The sequence below is a fragment of the Embleya australiensis genome (assembly GCF_051903075.1).
GTDB lineage: Bacteria > Actinomycetota > Actinomycetes > Streptomycetales > Streptomycetaceae > Embleya.
Genome location: NZ_CP182422.1, coordinates 5,660,137 through 5,678,847, shown reverse-complemented (window position 1 = coordinate 5,678,847; position 18,711 = coordinate 5,660,137). Strand labels below are relative to the sequence as shown.

Below are 18,711 nucleotides of genomic sequence, written 5' to 3'. Positions count from 1 at the left end.
CCGTCACCACGCCGTCGACGGGCCCGGATCCGAACGAACCCCAACCCGGACCCGACCCGTCGACGGCACGGCAAGCGACCCACACGTCAACGCAGTCGGCTGTGCCTGGTCCCGTAGAAGAAGTAGACGGCGAACCCGGCCACCATCCACACCAGGAACCGCAGCCACGTCTCGCCACTCAGATTGATCATCAACCACAACGTGGCCAGTATCGACAGGATCGGCAACCACGGCACGAACGGGACCCGGAACGCACGGGGCAACTCCGGCCTGGTCCGGCGCAGGATCAATACGCTCGCCGCGACCACCAAAAACGCGAACAGCGTCCCGATGTTGACCATCACGTCGATCTCGTGGATCGGGGTGAACCCGGCGATCGCCGCGACCACCACCGCGATCAGCATCGTACTGACGTGCGGCGTGCCGTACTTGGGATGCACCCTGGCGAACAACGGCGGCAGCAGCCCGTCCCGGCTCATCGCGAAGAAGACCCGGCTCTGCCCCATCATCAGGATCATGCACACGGTGGTCAGCCCGGCCACCGCGCCGATGCTGATGATCGTCGCGATCCAGCCCTTGTCGACCGACCGGAACGCCTCCGCCAACGGCGCGGCGGAGGACAACATGTCGTAGCGCTGCATCCCCACCACGACCAGCGACACCGAGACGTACAGGATCGTGCAGATCACCAGCGAGCCGAGGATCCCGATCGGCATGTCGCGCTGTGGCTTGCGGGTCTCTTCGGCGGCGGTGGCGACCACGTCGAAGCCGATGTACGCGAAGAACACCAGCGCCGCGCCGGAGAAGATCCCCATCGCGCCGTAGATCTGCGGCTCGAACCCGAACAGGGTTTGCACCAGCGGCGCCTTGAGCCCGCCGTGGCCCGACGCCGGCGGCTGCGAATCGGGCACGAACGGGTGGTAGTTGCCGGACTTGACGAAGAACAGCCCGGCGAAGATCACGAGCAGCACGATCGCGATCTTGATGGTGACCATCACGAGGTTGAACCGCGCCGACAACTTGACCCCGAACACGAGGATCACCGCGACGCCGAGCACCAGCAGCAGCGCCGGCAGGTTGACCTTGCCCCCGTCGCCCGGCGCGGCGGTGATCGCCTCCGGCAGTTCGAGACCCGCCTGGGAGAGCAGCGAGTTCAGATATCCCGACCAGCCGATCGAGACCACCCCGACGCCGAGCGCGAGTTCGAGGATCAGGTCCCATCCGATGATCCACGCGGGTAATTCGCCGAGCGTGGTGTAGGAGAACGTGTACGCGGAACCCGCCACCGGGACCGTGGACGCGAACTCGGCGTAGCACAGCGCGGCGAGCCCGCAGACGAACCCCGCCAGCACGAAGGACAGCGCGACCGCGGGGCCGGCGTAGTCCTTCGCCGCCGTGCCGGTGAGCACGAAGATGCCCGTGCCGACCACCACGCCGACCCCGAAGACCATCAGGTCCAGGGCGGACAACTCCCGGCGCAGACCGTGCCCTTCGGGTTCGTCGGTGTCTTGGATGGACTGTTCGATGTTCTTGGTCCGAAACAAAGCGTTGGCCATGGCAACACCTCCTGGTGGCGGAGACCGTTGCCATGATCGGGGCTTTCACTCCTGTTTACGGGGGATCGATCCTCGGCGCGTCAGGGTGATCTTGCTATTCGTCGCCGTCGCACTCGCGCCCCCGAAGGCGTCGCCCGCGCTCGCATCGCGAAGTCATCGCCCGCGCTCGCACCTCGAAGTCACCCCCGCTCGCACCCGGGCACGCAAACGGCCCCGGGGCGCGGAACGGGAAGGTGTACCCCTCCCGTCCCGCGCCCCGGGGCCGTCGTGGCGCGAGCCCTCGGTCAGGCCGTCGTCTCGTGCTGCTCGGCGTCGGCGTCGGCGGTCTTGGACGCGATCTCCTCGACCACCTGGCGCGAGATGTCCTGGGCGTTCAGCCCGATCCGCGCCAGCACCTCGTCGCGCTCGGCGTGGTCGAGGAACTCCTGCGGGATGCCGAAGTCGCGCAGCGGTACGTCCACCCGGGCATCGCGCATCGACTGGGCGATCGCCGCGCCGACACCGCCGGCGCGGCCGTTGTCCTCGATGGTGACCACGAGCCGGTGCCGGGCCGCGAGCGGCGCGAGACCGGCCGGTACCGGCTTGACCCAGCGCGGGTCGACCACGGTCGCCGCGATGCCCTGGTCGGCGAGCCGGTCGGCGACCTCGATCCCGGTCTCGGCCATCTGCCCGACGGTGACGATCAGCACGTCGCCGCCCTCGCCGCCGCCGTTGCGCTCGGGGCCGGTGCGGCGCAGTACGTCCATGCCGTCGATCCGGCCGATCGCCTCGATGTCGGGGCCCACCGCGCCCTTGCCGAAGCGCACCACGGTCGGCGCGTCGTCGACGTCCATCGCCTCGCGCACCTGCGCCCGCACCTGCGCGGCATCACGCGGCGCGGCCAGCCGCAACCCCGGGACGACCTGGAGGATCGACATGTCCCACATGCCGTTGTGGCTGGCCCCGTCCGGTCCGGTCACCCCGGCGCGGTCGAGGACGAAGGTGACCCCGCACTTGTGCAGCGCGACGTCCATCAGGACCTGGTCGAAGGCGCGGTTGAGGAAGGTCGCGTACACCGCGACCACCGGGTGCAGCCCGCCGGTGGCCAGGCCCGCCGCCGAGGTGACCGCGTGCTGCTCGGCGATCCCGACGTCGAACACCCGCTCGGGATACTTCGCGGCGAACTTGTGCAGCCCGACCGGGATCAGCATCGCGGCGGTGATGCCCACGACGTCCTCCCGCTCGTCGGCGACGGCGACCATCTCGTCGGCGAACACCGACGTCCACGACGCGCCCGACTTCTTCACCGGCAGGCCGGTCTCGGGGTGGATCACGCCGACCGAGTGGAACTGGTCCGCCGCGTCGTTGACCGCGTGCGCGTAGCCCTTGCCCTTCTGGGTGATCGCGTGCACGATCACCGGCCCGCCGAAGCCGCGGGCCCGGCGCAGCGCGTTCTCCACCGCCTCGACGTCGTGCCCGTCGATCGGGCCGACGTACTTCAGGCCCAGGTCCTCGAACAGGCCCTGCGGCGCGACCGCGTCCTTGAGGCCCTTCTTGGCGCCGTGCAGCATGTCGTAGACGGGGCCGCCGACGACCGGGGTGCGGCCCAGGACACCCTTGCCCCACTCCAGGAACCGCTCGTAGCCGCGCGTGGTGCGCAGCGTCGCGAGGTGGTCGGCGAGGCCGCCCTGGGTGGGACCGTAGGAGCGCTCGTTGTCGTTGACGACGATGATCACCGGGCGGTCCTTGGCCGCGGCGATGTTGTTCAGCGCCTCCCAGGCCATGCCGCCGGTGAGCGCGCCGTCGCCGATCACCGCGACCACGTGCCGGTCGGTCTGGCCGCGCACCTGGTAGGCCTTGGCCAGGCCGTCGGCCCAGGACAACACCGTGGAGGCGTGCGAGTTCTCGATCACGTCGTGCTCGGACTCGGCGCGGCTGGGGTAGCCCGACAGGCCGTCGGCCTGACGAAGCCGATCGAACCCGTCCTTGCGACCGGTCACGATCTTGTGCACGTAGCTCTGGTGTCCGGTGTCGAAGAGGATCTTGTCGCGCGGGGACTCGAACACCCGGTGCATCGCGATGGTCAACTCGACCACACCGAGGTTGGGACCCAGGTGTCCGCCGGTCTTGGCGACGGACTCCACCAGGAAGGTGCGGATCTCGTCCGCGAGCTGTGCGAGTTGCTCGGGCGAGAGGGCTTTGAGATCACGGGGTCCTCGAATGCCGTCCAGCAGGGCCACCCGTTCCTCCTTCATCGGATCCGTCACCGCCCCCACGGGTGTGCGTGCGGGAGAGGCGTCCATCGAGTCTAGACGCGGCGGTGCCGACGGATGGTTCGCATCGACCCACCACGCCGCGCCATCCGTGCGGCACGGCTCACATCGCGGCACCCGCGATCTGCGGCTCGGGCGTGCGTTCGATCGCGAAGGGGGTCATCTCGCTCATCACCATCGCCATCGCGCCCAGCACCTCGGCGCGCTCGCCGAGCGAGCCGGTGACCACGGACAATCGGCGCGAAGCGCTGGGGATGGCATAGCGGCCGACCGACTCGACGATCGGCGCGATCAGCAGGTCGCCGGCGCCCGCGAGGTCGCCGCCGAGGATGATCCGTTGCGGATTGAGCAGGTTCGTCAGGCTGGCCACGCCCACCCCGACGTGCCGGCCGGCGTCCGCGACCACCCGCCGACAGCCCGCGTCCCCGGCCCTGGCGAGTTCGATCATGCGCTGGATGGTCAGGTCGGTGCCGTGGCTGCCGCGCAGCAGATCCAGGAGGTAGGAGGCGTTGGTGAAGGTCTCCAGGCAGCCCCGGTTGCCGCAGCGGCACACCGGTCCCGACTCGTCCAGCGTTATGTGACCTATCTCGCCCGCCGTGCCGCCGGGACCGCGGTAGAGCCGGCCGCCGATCACCAGCCCCGCGCCCACACCGCCGGACACCTTGAGATAGGCCATCTCGGTACATCCCACGCCCGCGCCCCACACCGACTCGCCGAGCGCGCCGAGGTTGGCGTCGTTGTCGACCAGGACCGGCAGGCCCAGGCGCTCGCCCATCGCCTCGCGCGGGTGGCAGCCCACCCAGCCCGGCAGGATCGTGGTCGAGCCGAGCGCGCCGGTGTCGATGTCGATCGGGCCGGGCACGCCGAGGCCGACCCCGGTGACCTCGGAGCGCACCACGCCGGCCCGGTCGAGCAGCACCCCCAGCAGCCGGTCGGCCAGGGCGAAGCCCTCGTCGGCGGAGGAATCGACGTCGATCGGGACATGCTCCTCGGCGAGCACACGGTGCGCGAAGTCGCCGATCGCGACCCGTAGGTGGCGGTGTCCGAAGTCGATGCCGACGACCACGCCCGACGCCCGGCTGAGCGAGACGGCGCGGGCACGCCGTCCGCCGGAGGATGTGGGGGTGACCTCGACCATGTCGAGGGCCTTCAACTCCCGTACGATGTTCGACACCGTCGCCGCGGACAGGCCGGTGCTCCTGGCGATCTCGGCCTGGGTGAGCGCCCCCGCCATCCGCACCGCGTGCAGGACCCGGTCGAGATTGCCCCGATGCAGCGAGGACTGGGACCCCGACGAGTGCGGCCCCGGCGACTGGGCCTCCGGAAAGCGGGCCCCCGTCGTGCCGTCGGACATCTGCGTTCTCCTCGCCCCGGTGCATCTGTAAGCACGTGTTGTGTGCAAGTCCTGAACTCTAATGCGCCCTGTGCTTACACAGAAGAGTCAAACCTGAACACAGGCGTCACGATCGGGCCTCTATTCGCCACTCCGCGTACACGCGGTGCGGGGAAGGCGGCAAACACCCCTTCGCCCGGGGCGGCCGCCCCGCCTCGCCCGGTCGCCCGGCCGACGGCCGCCCCGGGTGGTCGCCGGAGTTACAGCCTCGGTTCCCACCGCTCGCCGCCCAGCGCCTCCTCGACGAGGCGGACCGCGCGCTCGGTGGCCGCCGCGCGCGAGCCCTCGTACTCGTACATCCGCAACGTCGCCTCCAGCGCGTGCACGGGCACCGCCTCCTTGAGGTCGACGCGCGCCGTGCCGTAGCCGTGCCGTGCCGCGGCCAGCGCCGCCTCCACGTGCTGGCGGGCCATCCGGGCCAGGATCACCGGGTATTTGCGCAGTACCTCATGGCTTCGATAACCGGGCGGACACAGGTCGTACAGCCATGCGACGGCGGTGTCCTCCCACCCCGGCGCCCCGGGCGGTCGAACACCCCGCGGCCAACCCGCCGGCGCGATTCCGTCCTTCCCGCGCGGCCTGGCCTGCGCCTCGTCCCCAGTCGCCGCATGCGCGAAACGACCCGGCCGCTCCCATGCCGGGGTGTCTCGATCGCCATTGCCGTACATATGTTCGATTATGCGCGGTGGTCGGCCGAGAATGCACATGTGGATCATGGAGGGGTACACCCGCACCCACGTTCGACCGACACCGCCGCACCCCGGCCCCTTCGGGCCGCCCGCCAACCTACGGAGGACCCGTGATTCAGGCCGCCCGCTCCGGCGACGAGGCCGCCTTCGCCCACATACCGCTGGTCGGCGTGTGGCGCAACGGCTTCCTGGAATCGGTACACCACGGCACGGCCGTACTGACCGGCACCGACGGGTCGGTGGTCGAGGGGCACGGCGCGGTCGACGCGCCGATGTTCCCGCGCTCGGCCAACAAGCCGTTCCAGGGCCTTGCGATGCTGCGCAACGGACTGGACCTGGACGGCGAACTGCTCGCCCTCGCGTGCGCGAGCCATTCCGGCGAGGCGTTCCACCTGGAGGGGACCCGGCGCATCCTGGCCCGGGCGGGCCTGTCGGAGACCGCGCTGCGGTGTGTACCGGACCTGCCCCTGGGCGCGGCGCAGCGCGACGCGTGGCTGGCGGGCGGTCGCGGTCCCGAGCGGATCGCGATGAACTGCTCGGGCAAGCACGCGGCAATGTTGCTCACGTGCGTGCGCAACGGCTGGTCGACCGAGGACTACCTGGCGCCGGGGCACCCGCTGCAAAAGGCCGTCCGCCGGGCGGTGGAGGACGTCGCCGGCGAGCCGGTCGCGGCGGTCGGCGTGGACGGGTGCGGGGCGCCGCTGTTCGCCATCTCGCTGGCCGGCCTGGCCCGCTCGTTCGGGCGCTTCGCGGGGGCGGCCGAGGGCACCCCCGAACGGCGGATCGCGGACGCGATGCGGGCGCACCCGCAGTGGGTCGCGGGCACCGGTCGCGACGTGACGGACCTGATGCGGGCGATCCCGGGACTGCTCGCCAAGGACGGCGCGGAGGCGGTGTACGCGGTGGGCCTGCCGGACGGCCGCGGCGCCGCGGTCAAGATCGCGGACGGGGCGACGCGGGCGCACATCGTCGCGATCGCGGCCCTGCTGTGGCGCATGGGCGCGGACGAGCAAACCCTCGCCCCGTTCACGCAGTCGCCGGTGTACGGCGCCGGCGAGGTCGTCGGCGCGATCCGCGCTTTCCCTCGTTTGAGTGAACCGGCCCGGTAGCCCTGTCGCCCCCATGGGCCGAACGCAACACTGACCGTGCGGCCGGTTGGGAAACCAACCGGCCGCACCATTGCCTGCGCCCAGGCACCTGACCCTCGTACCGGTGCGCCTGCGCCTGCGCCCGCGCTCGTGCACCTCCGCCTGCGGGGCCGGTGAGCCTGGCCGCGCTCGTACACCTGCGCCTGCGCCTGCGCCTGCGGGGCCGTGCGCCCGCCGGCGCAGGCTCACGCGGGCGCACCCGCCAGGGCGCCCGCGCCGAGGCCGCCCGCCGGCGGACGGGGCGGTCGAGTACGAGGGCCGATTCACGCCTGCGGGGCGACCCCGATGACGCGCCGAACAGCGCCGGCAAAACCCACGGCGGAACACGAACACCGGGCCGGGCTCCCGAGGGAGCCCGGCCCGGTGCGTGACCACCGCGAGGCCGTGACCGCGAAACCGCACCCAGCCCTCGATCGGGGTGCGATCAGCCCTTGTTCACCAGCGAACGCAGCACGTACTGCATGATGCCGCCGTTGCGGTAGTAGTCCGCCTCACCGGGGGTGTCGATGCGCACGACCGCGTCGAACGAGACACCGGTGTCGGTGGTGACCTTGACCGTCTTGGGCGTACGGCCCTCGTTCAGTTCGGTAATGCCCTCGAACGCGAAGGTCTCCTCGCCGGTGAGCCCCAGCGACGCGGCGCTGTGGCCCGCCGGGAACTGCAGCGGGATGACGCCCATGCCGATCAGGTTCGAACGGTGGATGCGCTCGTACGACTCGGCGATCACCGCACGCACACCCAGCAGCGAGGTGCCCTTGGCGGCCCAGTCGCGGGACGAGCCCGAGCCGTACTCCTTGCCCGCCAGCACCACCAGCGGGATGCCCGCGGCCTGGTAGTTCACCGACGCGTCGTAGATCGTCGAGACCGGGGCGTCGGCCTGCGTGAAGTCACGCGTGAAGCCGCCCTCGGTGCCCGGCGCGATCTGGTTGCGCAGGCGGATGTTCGCGAACGTGCCGCGGATCATCACCTCGTGGTTGCCCCGGCGCGAGCCGTACGAGTTGAAGTCCTTGCGCTCGACACCGTTCTCGGCCAGGTACTTGCCCGCCGGGCTGTCGCCCTTGATCGAGCCCGCCGGCGAGATGTGGTCGGTGGTGACCGAGTCGCCGAGCTTGGCCAGCACCCGCGCGCCCGCGATGTCGACCACCGGCGCCGGCTGCATCTGCATGCCCTCGAAGTACGGGGGCTTGCGCACGTAGGTGGACTGCGGGTCCCACTCGAAGGTGGCGCCCGTCGGGATCTCCAGCGACTGCCAGCGCGAGTCGCCCGCGAAGACGTCGGCGTAGCGGTCGATGAACATGTCCTGGTCGATCGAGGAAGCCACGACCTCGGCGATCTCCTCGTCGCTCGGCCAGATGTCCGCGAGGTAGACCGGCTTACCCTCGGGGTCCAGGCCCAGCGGCTCGGTGGTGATGTCGATGTCCATCGAACCCGCGAGCGCGTACGCGATCACCAGCGGCGGCGAGGCCAGGTAGTTCATCTTGACGTCGGGGTTGATCCGACCCTCGAAGTTGCGGTTGCCCGAGAGCACCGAGACGACCGCGAGGTCGGCGTCGTTGACCGCCTTGGAGACCTCCTCCGGCAGCGGGCCGGAGTTGCCGATGCAGGTCACGCACCCGTAGCCGACCAGCGAGAAGCCGACCTTCTCCAGGTACGGGATCAGACCCGCCTTCTCGTAGTAGTCCATGACGACCTTGGACCCGGGCGCGAGCGTGGTCTTGACCCACGGCTTGCGGGTGAGGCCCTTCTCGACGGCCTTCTTCGCGAGCAGCGCGGCGCCGAGCATCACCGACGGGTTCGAGGTGTTGGTGCAGGAGGTGATCGAGGCGATCACGACCGCGCCGTGGTCGATCTCGTACTCGACGCCATCCTCGCCGACCACCTTGGTCGGGTTGTGCACGCGACCGTTCGAACCGGTGGGGGCGTCCGAGGCCGGGAAGGACTCCTTGCCCGACTCGTCGCCGTTGGTGACGTAGTCCGGCAGCGCGCCGCGGAAGCGGGACTTGGCCTCGGTCAGCACGACCCGGTCCTGCGGGCGCTTGGGGCCGGAGATGGAGGGCACCACGGTGGAGACGTCGAGCTCGATGTACTCCGAGTACTCCGGCTCGTGGCTCGGGTCGTGCCACAGCCCCTGGGCCTTGGCGTACGCCTCGACCAGCGCGAGCTGCTTGTCGTCACGGCCGGTCAGGCGCAGGTAGGTAATCGTCTCGGCGTCGATCGGGAAGATCGCGCAGGTCGAGCCGAACTCCGGCGACATGTTGCCGATGGTGGCGCGGTTGGCCAGCGGCACCGCGCCGACGCCCTCGCCGTAGAACTCGACGAACTTGCCCACCACACCGTGCTTGCGCAGCATGTCGGTGATGGTCAGCACCACGTCGGTGGCGGTGACGCCCGGCTGCGCCTTGCCCGAGAGCTTGAAGCCGACCACGCGCGGGATCAGCATGCTGACCGGCTGGCCGAGCATCGCGGCCTCGGCCTCGATGCCGCCGACGCCCCAGCCGAGCACGCCCAGGCCGTTGACCATGGTGGTGTGCGAGTCGGTACCGACACAGGTGTCGGGGTAGGCCTGCCCGTTGCGGACCATGATCGTGCGGGCCAGGTGCTCGATGTTGACCTGGTGCACGATGCCGGTGCCGGGGGGTACGACCTTGAACTCGTCGAACGCGGTCTGGCCCCAGCGCAGGAACTGGTAGCGCTCCTTGTTGCGGCCGTACTCGATGTCGGTGTTGATCTCGAACGCGTCCGGACGGTTGAACACGTCGGCGATGACCGAGTGGTCGATGACCATCTCGGCGGGCGCGAGCGGGTTGATCCGGGAGGCGTCGCCGCCGAGGGCCTTCACGGCCTCGCGCATCGTGGCGAGGTCCACCACACACGGCACGCCGGTGAAGTCCTGCATGATCACGCGCGCCGGCGTGAACTGGATCTCCTCGCTCGGCTCGGCCTTCGCGTCCCAGCCGCCCAGGGCGCGGATGTGATCGGCGGTGATGTTCGCGCCGTCCTCCGTGCGGAGCAGGTTCTCCAGCAGGACCTTCAGGCTGTAGGGGAGGCGCTTGCTGCCCTCCACCTTGTCCAGCCGGAAGATTTCGTACGACTCGTCACCCACGTTCAGGGTGGAGCGAGCGTCGAAGCTGTTCGCGGACACGACGGTCTCCCTTGATCTTGTGCGTTTCTCCCGCATCCTGCCGACACCCACTCGACCTTCGCCAAGCAAGGTGACCCTAAGTAGGGGATGCCGGGGTCTGCGCCCCGCAGATATCTTGATGTCAAGACAAGTCTAGCCCAGGCGCCGACTCCCCCGTGCGGGTACCCGTCTCCGGCGCGCCGAAAGGTCGGTCGGGATTCGTCTCGACGATCTCTCCCACGCACGCGCGTGCACCCCTACCATGCGGGACAGCGAGTCCGGTACGACCCACCGTGTGGGTCCGGAGCGTGGCCTCGGGAACACGCCCGAGGCATGGGCGCATCGGGTGGGATGGCGACGAGGGGAATGACGCCATGAAGCGGATCCGGATCGGGATACTGGGCGCGGCTCGCATCGCACCGGCCGCACTGGTCAGGCCCGCGCGGCTGATCCCGGAGGTACGGGTCGCCGCGATCGCCGCGCGCGACCCGGCCCGCGCCGACACCTTCGCCCGGCGCCAGGGCATCCCGCGCGTGCACGCGACCTACGCCGATCTGATCGCGGATCCCGAACTGGACGCGGTCTACATCCCGTTGCCCAACGCACTGCACGCGCAATGGACGACCCGGGCGCTGGCGGCCGGCAAGCACGTGCTGTGCGAGAAGCCGATGGCCGCCAACGAGGCCGAGGCGCGGGAGATCGCCGACGCGGCGGAGCGCGCGGGCCTGGTCGCGATGGAGGCGTTCCACTACCGCTACCACCCGCTCGCGGGGCGGATGCGGGAGATCGTCGACGACGGCGAACTGGGCGAGATCCGCCGGATCGACACCTCGATGTGCTTCCCCCTGCCGCTGCCGGGCGACATCCGCTACCGCTACGACCTCGCGGGCGGAGCGCTGATGGACGCCGGATGCTACGCCGTACACCTGATGCGGCTACTGGCGGGCGACGACGACGGCGACCCGATCGAGGTCCTGGGCGCGCGGGCGCTCACCGTACCCCGCGACCGCCGGGTGGACCGCGCGATGTCGGCCCGGCTACGACTGCCGGGCGGTGTCCTGGGCGCGGTGCACGCGTCGATGTGGTCGCGACGCCTGCTCGACATGCGTGCGCACGTGGTGGGCACGCGCGGCGAGATGCGCGTATTCAACTACCTGATGCCGCACCTGCCACACCGGTTCACCGTGAGCGTGGGCAAGCGCCGGCGGCACGAACACCTGGGCGAGGCCGCGAGGACGCCGACCTACCGCCTGCAACTCCAGGCGTTCGCGGACGCGATCCGACTCGGTCGGCCGACCCTGACGCCCGCGGCCGACGCGGTACCCACCCTGCGCATCATGGACGCGATCTACCGCGGCGCCGGCCTGCCCCTGCGCGGGGAGGCCGGCGCCACACGCTGAGCGAGCGGCTCAATGCATGATGTAATGCAGGATGACGTCGTGCACGTGCCGGCCCTTGTCGTCGCTGCGGAACTCCACGCTGTAGGTCTGCGTGCCGACGTGGATCGCTATCTCGCTGGAGCTCAGGTAGGAGCCGGTGAAGCTCTTGTTGGAGACCATGCTGACGCTGCTGATCTTCGAGTAGGGCAGCGACGTGATCGCGACCTTCTTGCCCACGAAGCTGTTGTCCTGGATGATCGCGCGCCGATCGGTCAGGCCGATGAACCCGGTGCCGACACCCTTCGCGTCGTAGACCGCGATGATCTGCTCGCCCGGGAGCAGACCGCTCTGGATCTTCTCCAACTGCTCGCGCTTGTCGAAGACGACGTTTCCCGCCCCGCTCATCCCGTGCTCCTCCCGGTGGACCTGCGACACCCAGCCTAAGGCCGCCCGATCAGCGCCATTCGCCCGTGTCGTGGAAGTGGGTCAAGGTTGCCTCGTATGGGGTGAGATCCAACTCCTGGCGGGCCAACCACTCGTCCGAGTAGTACGAGTGCGCATAGCGCTCGCCGCCGTCGCACAGCAGCGTCACGATCGAGCCGGTGCGCCCCGCGGCGCGCATCTCGGCGACCAGGCGCAGCGCGCCCCAGAGGTTGGTGCCGGTCGAGCCGCCGGCCTTGTGGCCGGTGCGGCGGTGCAGTTCGCGCATCGCCGCCACCGACGCGGCGTCGGGGACCTTGATCATGCGGTCGACGATGTTCGGCATGAAGCTGGCCTCGACCCGCGGCCTGCCGATGCCCTCGATCCGCGACGAGCACGCCTCGGCGTACGCCGGGTCGTGGGTGCGCCACCCCTCGAAGAAGGCCGAGTTCTCGGGGTCCACGACGCAGATCTTGGAGTGGTGTCGGCGATAGCGCACGTAGCGGCCCATCGTCGCGCTGGTACCCCCGGTGCCGGCCCCGACGACGATCCACTCGGGGATGGGGTGCCGCTCCTCCGACATCTGCTCGAACACCGACTCGGCGATGTTGTTGTTGCCCCGCCAGTCGGTGGCGCGCTCGGCATAGGTGAACTGGTCCATGAAGTGGCCGCCGGTCTCCGCCGCGAGCGAGCGCGAGACGTCGTAGACGGTGGCGGCGTCGTCTACGAGGTGACATCGTCCGCCGTGGAACTCGATCAGCTCGATCTTCTCGGGGCTGGTCGTGGCGGGCATGACCGCGACGAAGGGCAGGCCGATCTGGTTGGCGAAGTACGCCTCCGAGACGGCGGTGGAGCCCGAGGACGCCTCGATCACGGTGGTGCCCTCCTCGATCCACCCATTGCACAGGGCGTAGAGGAACAACGACCGCGCGAGGCGGTGCTTGAGCGAGCCCGTGGGGTGGGTGGACTCGTCCTTGAGGTAGAGGTCGATGCCCCACCCGCTGGGCAGCGGATAGGCGAGCAGGTGGGTGTCGGCGGAGCGGTTCGCATCGGCGCTCACCTTGCGGATCGCCTCGTCCACCCAGTCCCGGGTCTTCGCGCTGAAACGGTCCACATCGTTGCCCACCGGCGTCACGTCCACTCCCCTGGCTGGTTCCTGTCCCCCGTGCCGGGTGTGGATGACGAGGGCTGTGGGATCGAGGGTCATCGATCGCCGCCCAGGCTACGGGCCGGCCCGCCATCTGCGGGACCAACCCCCGGAAAGGCCTATGAGCTGCACATACGTATTCTCGGCCGGAACGTGTGACGTGTCGGGGGGTCCGCCGCGTCTATGGGGTGGGTACGCGCGAGGGCGCGTAGGGACGAGGAGGGCCTATGGCGGGCTTCGACGCTGAGCCGGCCGATTTCCTGGAGTTCGCCAACGCGTGCAGCGGTCGGCTGTTCCGAACGGCGTGGCTCCTGTGTGGCGATTGGCATCTCGCCGAGGACCTCGTGCAGACGACGCTGGGCAAGCTGTACCGGGCCTGGAAGCGGGTCAGCCGGGCCGACAGCCCGGAGGCATACGCGCGCACCGTGCTCACGCGCACGTATCTGTCCCATCGACGCAGGCTGAGCAGCACCGAGCAGCCGTACGCGGACCTGCCGGAGGGCGCCGGTCCCGAGGAGGACCAGGCGTTGCGGCTGACCCTCCTGAAGAGCCTGGCCGAACTGCCGCCCAAGGACCGGGCGGTGTTGGTCCTGCGCTATTGGGAGGACCTGAGCGTGGAGCAGACGGCACGGCAGATGGGCGTGTCCGAGGGAGCCGTGCGCAGTAGGTCCATGCGGGCGCTGGAGAAATTGCGGAGCCTGCTCGGGAGCGAGTCCGGCTGGCTTTCCGCCGCATGAGGGGTCGACGAGTGCACCGCCGGCACGGCCGTACGGCTGGTGAACGAGACGATCCGGGTTCATACGGATGGCGAGGAGACGGTACGTCTATGGGGTCCGAGGAAAAGGAACTGGCGGCCGCGATGCGGACGTCGGCGTCGGGGCTGGTGCCCCCGACGGGATTGGTCGCGGGCGGCATCGCCCGAGGCAGACGGATGAAGCTGGTCCGCCGTCTCCAGGTGGGCGCGTCCGCCGCGGCGGTGCTCGCCGTGGCGGGCACGACCGTCCTCGCCGTCTCCGGCGGGGACAAGGGTGGCGACCGGCATGTCACGGGCCCGGCCGGCATCGCGACGGAGATCCCCGCCCCACCGACCACGACGGCGCCCAAACCCCGGCCGGCCCTGTCCGCACCGACCGGCCTGGTGCCCGTCCTGCCGCCGGTGCTGCTGCAAAACCTCCTGCAGCGTGTGCCGCAGGGCCTCGTGCGCTCCGGAGTCACCGGGTCGGATCAAACAGTCAAAACCTCCGCGGGCATACTCAGCGCGGGCGCGTCGGTGTCGTTGGTCCTCGACGACTCGTCCGGCCCCACCTTGTTCTCGGTGACGGTACGGCAGGACGCCGAGAAGTCCGACGAGTTCCACTGCCCGCCACAGGACGGCAGCACCAAGGCCACGTGCACGGACCGCAAGATGGGGAACGGCACCCGCGTGGTCGAGAGTCAGGACTGGGTCTACCCCGCGTCGGCGGACACCCCGGCAAACCGTGCCGACGGCAAGGCCGGTCCTTCGGGAAGAGGACCGAAGGACTGGTCCGTGCGCGTCGAGCGCCCCGACGGCGTCGTGGTGGAGATCAGGGAGATCGCCTCCAGCGAGGAGAAGGGCACCGTCAGCCGGGAGACGCCGATCTTCCAGATGGACGCGTTGCGTGGGTTCGCACTCGATCCGGTCTGGAGGGTATGGATCCCGCCCGAGATCAACAAGATCGCCGACAGCGCCCTGCCGGTATTCGTGCGCACTTCTTCCTCGGGCGCGAAGTACGAGCCGCAACCGCCGGCGAACGCGCCGTCCGGTCCGACGGGCGGCGGTGGGACGGCCGTTCCGCCTGCGGAACCGTTCGCGGGAACCTGGTCGGAACACACCCGCGGCACCGCGCCGGGGTCCGCGTCTCCCAGCACGTCGACCCCCGGCCCCGGAAACGGCGGCTGAAGATCTCCGCCGCCTGTCGGGCATGACCCGGCGTCGTCCGGGCAGGCGCCGGACGTCGAGCCCCCGAGCGCCTCTGACTCCCCCTCACGCTTCGGGGGCTCGATGCCGCCCGCAGCCGGACGTCTGGGATCCTGACGCGGGGTCCTGCCGACCTCGCGGATACTCAAGAGAGGCGGTCGCGATGACCGGGGGCATAGGTATCGGTCTGGGCGGCGTGGGGTTCGAGGGTGGCTACGCGCAGTACGGCCCGACGGACGCCGAGGAGCGTGCCGGGCACATCCTGCAGGTCTTCGACCGCGCCTTCGGCGCGCTGATAGACGGCGACCCGGCGGCGTTCCGGGTGAAGTTCCGCAAGATGGCCGCCTCGGCGTTCGCGTTCTACCGGGGCACGGCCTGCCTGTTCTACGCCGACTTGGACGGCCGCGAGGATCCCTTCCTCGACGAGCGCACCTCGCGGGTGTGGATCCACGGCGACCTGCACGCCGAGAACTTCGGCACGTACATGAACGCGGACGGCAAACTCGTGTTCAACGTCAACGACTTCGACGAGGCGTACGTCGGCCCCTGGACCTGGGACGTCAAGCGGTTCGCCGCCAGCCTCGCGCTGATCGGGCACGGCAAAGCGCTGAGCGACGACACCATCGCGTCCCTGGTCGCCGCCTACGGCGCGGCCTACCTCGACCAGCTGCGCCTGCTGACCGACAAGACCACGCCACAGGACTCCGCGCTGACCCTGGCGACGACCGAGGGTCCGCTGCTGGAGGTCCTGCGCCGGGCCCGCCTGCAGACCCGCATCGGATTGTTGCGCTCGGAGACGGTCGTGGCCGACCACGAACGGCGGTTCGCCATGTCGGGCGGCGCGTTCGAGCTGCCGGACGACGTCAAGGCGACGGTCCTGGAGGCGTTCGGCCGCTACCTCGACACGCTGCCCCCCGCGACTCGGCAGCGGCCGGACACCTACGACGTCAAGGACGTCGTAGGTCGGCGCGGAGTCGGCATAGGCAGCGCCGGCCTGCCCTCGTACAACCTGCTGATCGAGGGAAACACGGAGGCGCTGGAGAACGACGTGATCCTGTATATGAAGCAGGGCCAGACGCCTTCGGTCAGCCATCACGTCACCGACCCCGAGGTGCGCTCCTACTTCGAACACGAGGGACACCGCACGGTCATCTCCCAGCGCGCCCTGCAGGCGCACGCGGACCCGTGGCTCGGCTACACCGACATCGACGGGATCGGGCAACTGGTCGCCGAGGTCTCGCCCTACGCGAACGACCTGGACTGGTCCGACCTCAACGAGGTGGACACGATCACGGAGGTCGTGGAGTACCTGGGTCGCGCCACCGCGACGATGCACGCCGTCGCAGACGAGGAGAGTGGTCACACGCTCGTACCCTTCTCGACCGAGGACGCCATCCGCACGGCGATCGAGCGCGACGAGGACGGCTTCATCACGTCGCTGGTGGACTTCGCACACGCCTACGGCGCACGTGCCCGAGCCGACCACGCGATCTTCGTGGACCTCTTCCGCAACGGTCTGATCCGGGGTCTGTAGTCCCGCCTCGAGGCCCGGAGGGGCGCCACGCCGGCGTCTGATTCCCGCCGGCCCCCGGGTCGGGAACGGGTGACACTGGTCGACGTGATGGACGACGAGCAGTGCTACCGAGCGTGCAGCAGCCGGGACAGTCGGTTCGACGGCTGGTTCTACATGGCGGTCACGAGCACCGACATCTACTGCCGGCCGAGTTGCCCCGCGGTCAAGCCGAAGCGGGAGAACGCGAGGTTCTACCCCTCCGCGGCGGCCGCGCAGGCGGCGGGTTTCCGGGCGTGCAAGCGCTGCCGTCCGGACACCTCGCCGGGATCACCGGAGTGGGACGTGCGTGCCGACGTGGTCGGCCGGGCGATGCGCCTGATCGCGGACGGCGTCGTGGACCGCGAGGGCGTGGGCGGCCTGGCGGGCCGCCTCGGCTACAGCGACCGCCAACTGAACCGCCTGCTGATGGCCGAGGTCGGCGCGGGTCCCCTCGCGCTGGCCCGGGCCCGGCGAGCGCAGACGGCCAGGGTCCTGTTGGAGACCTCCGATCTCCAGATCGCACAGGTCGCGTTCGCGGCCGGCTTCGCGAGCGTGCGCCAGTTCAACGACACGGTGCGCGAAGTGTTCGGGCGCACTCCGACGGAGGTGCGCGGACGCGCCGGCGCGCGAGGCGTCGAGCCCGGCGAGATCCGGCTGCGCCTGCCCTACCGGGAGCCGATCGCGCTCGGACACGCGCTGGACTTCCTGGGTCTGCGGGCAGTGCCCGGCGTCGAGGAGTACGTGGACGGCGTCTACCGCAGGGTGCTGTCGCTCCCGCACGGCACCGGAGTGGTCGAACTCTCCCCCGGCCCCTCCTGGGTGTGGTGCCGGCTGGTCCTGGCCGATCTGCGCGACTTGGGCGCCGCCGTGCAGCGCTGCCGCCGCCTGCTCGACCTGGACGCGGACCCGCTCGCTGTGGACGAGGCGCTGGGCAACGCCGAACTCGCCGACGGCGCTCTGGCCGCCCTGGTGCGGGCCACGCCCGGGCTGCGATCGCCGGGTCACGTGGACCCCGACGAACTCGCCGTGCGGGCGGTGCTCGGCCAGCAGGTCTCGGTCGCGGGCGCGCGCACGATCGCGGGTCGGCTGACCTCCCTGTACGGCAAGCCGCTGCCCGCACCTCAGGGCACGCTCACTCACGCCTTCCCGACGGCCGCCGCGCTGGCGGACGCGGATCCGGCCGATCTGCCGATGCCCAACGCGCGTAAGAAGGCGCTCTTCGCCCTCAACGGCGCACTCGCGTCCGGCGCCGTTCGCCTCGACCCGGGGGTCGATCGTCGGGCCGCCGAGGCGGCTTTGTTGGCCCTTCCGGGCATTGGTCCCTGGACCGCGTCGTACATTCGACTGCGGGCACTCGGCGATCCGGACGTGTTCCTGCCGACGGATCTGGGCGTCAAGCACGCGCTCGCGGGCTTGAACCTCTCGATCTCGGCGGCGCAGTCGTGGTCCCCGTGGCGCTCGTACGCACTGCACCACCTGTGGGCGAGCCTGTCCGCAACGTCCACCGTCTCGGTGAAGGAAGTCGCATGAACCAGGACGCCCTGTTCGAGGCCGTCGAAGCGCCCGACCCCAACGTGCCGCCCGCCGTGTTCAACACCCCCCTCGACGGCCCTCGTCGATACGCGACGATGGACTCCCCCGTCGGCGAGCTGCTCATGATCGGCGACGGCCGCTCGCTCACCGCCCTGTTCATGGGCGCGACGCCACAAGCGGACTGGGTACACGATCCCGGTGCGTTCGGTGAGACGAAGGCGCAGTTGAGCGCTTACTTCGCCGGCGAACTGCGCGAGTTCGACCTGCCGTTGGCGCCGGTCGGCACGGCCTTCCAGCTCAAGGTCTGGTCGGCCCTGACCACCATCCCGTTCGGGCACACCATGTCCTACGGCGGCCTGGCGACGAGGTTCCTCGGCCAACCGACCGCCTCCCGAGCGGTCGGGCTCGCCAACGGTCGCAACCCGATCAGCATCATCATCCCGTGCCACCGGGTGATCGGCGCGAACGGCACGTTGACCGGCTACGCCGGCGGACTGCCGCGCAAGCAACGCCTGTTGGCCCTGGAGAACGTCCGCGTCACGGGATAGCCAGGCCGCCTTCGACGACACCACCGCGGGCACG

Annotated in this window: 14 protein-coding genes; 7 read left to right on the top strand and 7 right to left on the bottom strand. The window is 70.2% G+C overall.

The window, feature by feature from the left end; genetic code table 11:
* Positions 1 to 86: 86 nt before the first annotated feature.
* The 4 genes from ACMXN5_RS24590 to ACMXN5_RS24575 form a co-directional block, all read right to left on the bottom strand.
* On the bottom strand, positions 87 to 1,556 hold the full coding sequence (locus ACMXN5_RS24590; RefSeq protein ID WP_439677017.1) for an amino acid permease: 1,470 nt from the start codon (positions 1,554 to 1,556) through the stop codon (positions 87 to 89).
* A 284-nt stretch (positions 1,557 to 1,840) separates the two neighbouring features.
* The gene (dxs, locus tag ACMXN5_RS24585; RefSeq protein ID WP_439677016.1) at positions 1,841 to 3,790 is read right to left on the bottom strand and encodes a 1-deoxy-D-xylulose-5-phosphate synthase; all 1,950 of its coding nucleotides are present in this window, start codon (positions 3,788 to 3,790) and stop codon (positions 1,841 to 1,843) included.
* Between the two features lie 121 nt (positions 3,791 to 3,911).
* Positions 3,912 to 5,042, bottom strand: coding sequence for an ROK family transcriptional regulator (locus ACMXN5_RS24580; RefSeq protein WP_395791984.1), 1,131 nt, complete (start codon positions 5,040 to 5,042; stop codon positions 3,912 to 3,914).
* 359 nt (positions 5,043 to 5,401) lie between these two features.
* Positions 5,402 to 5,869, bottom strand: a complete 468-nt coding sequence (locus ACMXN5_RS24575) for a hypothetical protein (RefSeq protein ID WP_439677015.1) — start codon at positions 5,867 to 5,869, stop codon at positions 5,402 to 5,404.
* Between the two features lie 131 nt (positions 5,870 to 6,000).
* On the opposite strand from ACMXN5_RS24575, the gene ACMXN5_RS24570 reads away from it, so the two are divergent.
* Positions 6,001 to 6,999: an asparaginase gene (locus ACMXN5_RS24570; RefSeq protein WP_439677014.1), complete on the top strand. Its 999-nt coding sequence runs from the start codon at positions 6,001 to 6,003 to the stop codon at positions 6,997 to 6,999.
* A gap of 463 nt (positions 7,000 to 7,462) precedes the next feature.
* On the opposite strand, the gene acnA is transcribed toward ACMXN5_RS24570, so the two are convergent.
* Complete coding sequence (gene acnA, locus ACMXN5_RS24565; RefSeq protein ID WP_439677013.1) at positions 7,463 to 10,180, bottom strand: aconitate hydratase AcnA; 2,718 nt, start codon at positions 10,178 to 10,180, stop codon at positions 7,463 to 7,465.
* A gap of 353 nt (positions 10,181 to 10,533) precedes the next feature.
* Here acnA and ACMXN5_RS24560 point away from each other — a divergent pair, with 353 nt between their 5' ends.
* Complete coding sequence (locus ACMXN5_RS24560) at positions 10,534 to 11,559, top strand: Gfo/Idh/MocA family protein (RefSeq protein ID WP_439677012.1); 1,026 nt, start codon at positions 10,534 to 10,536, stop codon at positions 11,557 to 11,559.
* 9 nt (positions 11,560 to 11,568) lie between these two features.
* Here the strand turns inward: ACMXN5_RS24560 and ACMXN5_RS24555 are convergent, their stop codons facing one another.
* On the bottom strand, positions 11,569 to 11,943 hold the full coding sequence (locus tag ACMXN5_RS24555) for a PH domain-containing protein (protein ID WP_078979150.1): 375 nt from the start codon (positions 11,941 to 11,943) through the stop codon (positions 11,569 to 11,571).
* Between the two features lie 49 nt (positions 11,944 to 11,992).
* The gene (locus ACMXN5_RS24550; protein ID WP_439677011.1) at positions 11,993 to 13,165 is read right to left on the bottom strand and encodes a PLP-dependent cysteine synthase family protein; all 1,173 of its coding nucleotides are present in this window, start codon (positions 13,163 to 13,165) and stop codon (positions 11,993 to 11,995) included.
* 167 nt (positions 13,166 to 13,332) lie between these two features.
* Between ACMXN5_RS24550 and ACMXN5_RS24545 the strand changes: the two genes are divergently transcribed.
* The 5 genes from ACMXN5_RS24545 to ACMXN5_RS24525 all read left to right on the top strand — a co-directional run bounded on the left by ACMXN5_RS24545 (position 13,333) and on the right by ACMXN5_RS24525 (position 18,677).
* Positions 13,333 to 13,842, top strand: coding sequence for a SigE family RNA polymerase sigma factor (locus ACMXN5_RS24545; RefSeq protein ID WP_078974894.1), 510 nt, complete (start codon positions 13,333 to 13,335; stop codon positions 13,840 to 13,842).
* An 89-nt stretch (positions 13,843 to 13,931) separates the two neighbouring features.
* Positions 13,932 to 15,026 (top strand): hypothetical protein, encoded by a 1,095-nt coding sequence (locus ACMXN5_RS24540; RefSeq protein WP_439677010.1) that lies wholly within the window; start codon positions 13,932 to 13,934, stop codon positions 15,024 to 15,026.
* A gap of 181 nt (positions 15,027 to 15,207) precedes the next feature.
* Positions 15,208 to 16,578: a DUF2252 domain-containing protein gene (locus ACMXN5_RS24535; RefSeq protein WP_439677009.1), complete on the top strand. Its 1,371-nt coding sequence runs from the start codon at positions 15,208 to 15,210 to the stop codon at positions 16,576 to 16,578.
* An 87-nt stretch (positions 16,579 to 16,665) separates the two neighbouring features.
* Positions 16,666 to 18,126 (top strand): AlkA N-terminal domain-containing protein, encoded by a 1,461-nt coding sequence (locus ACMXN5_RS24530; protein WP_439678071.1) that lies wholly within the window; start codon positions 16,666 to 16,668, stop codon positions 18,124 to 18,126.
* Entirely contained in the window at positions 18,123 to 18,677 is a 555-nt protein-coding gene (locus tag ACMXN5_RS24525; protein ID WP_379996313.1) for a methylated-DNA--[protein]-cysteine S-methyltransferase, read from the top strand. Before ACMXN5_RS24530 ends, ACMXN5_RS24525 begins: the two co-directional genes overlap by 4 nt.
* Positions 18,678 to 18,711: the final 34 nt, after the last annotated feature.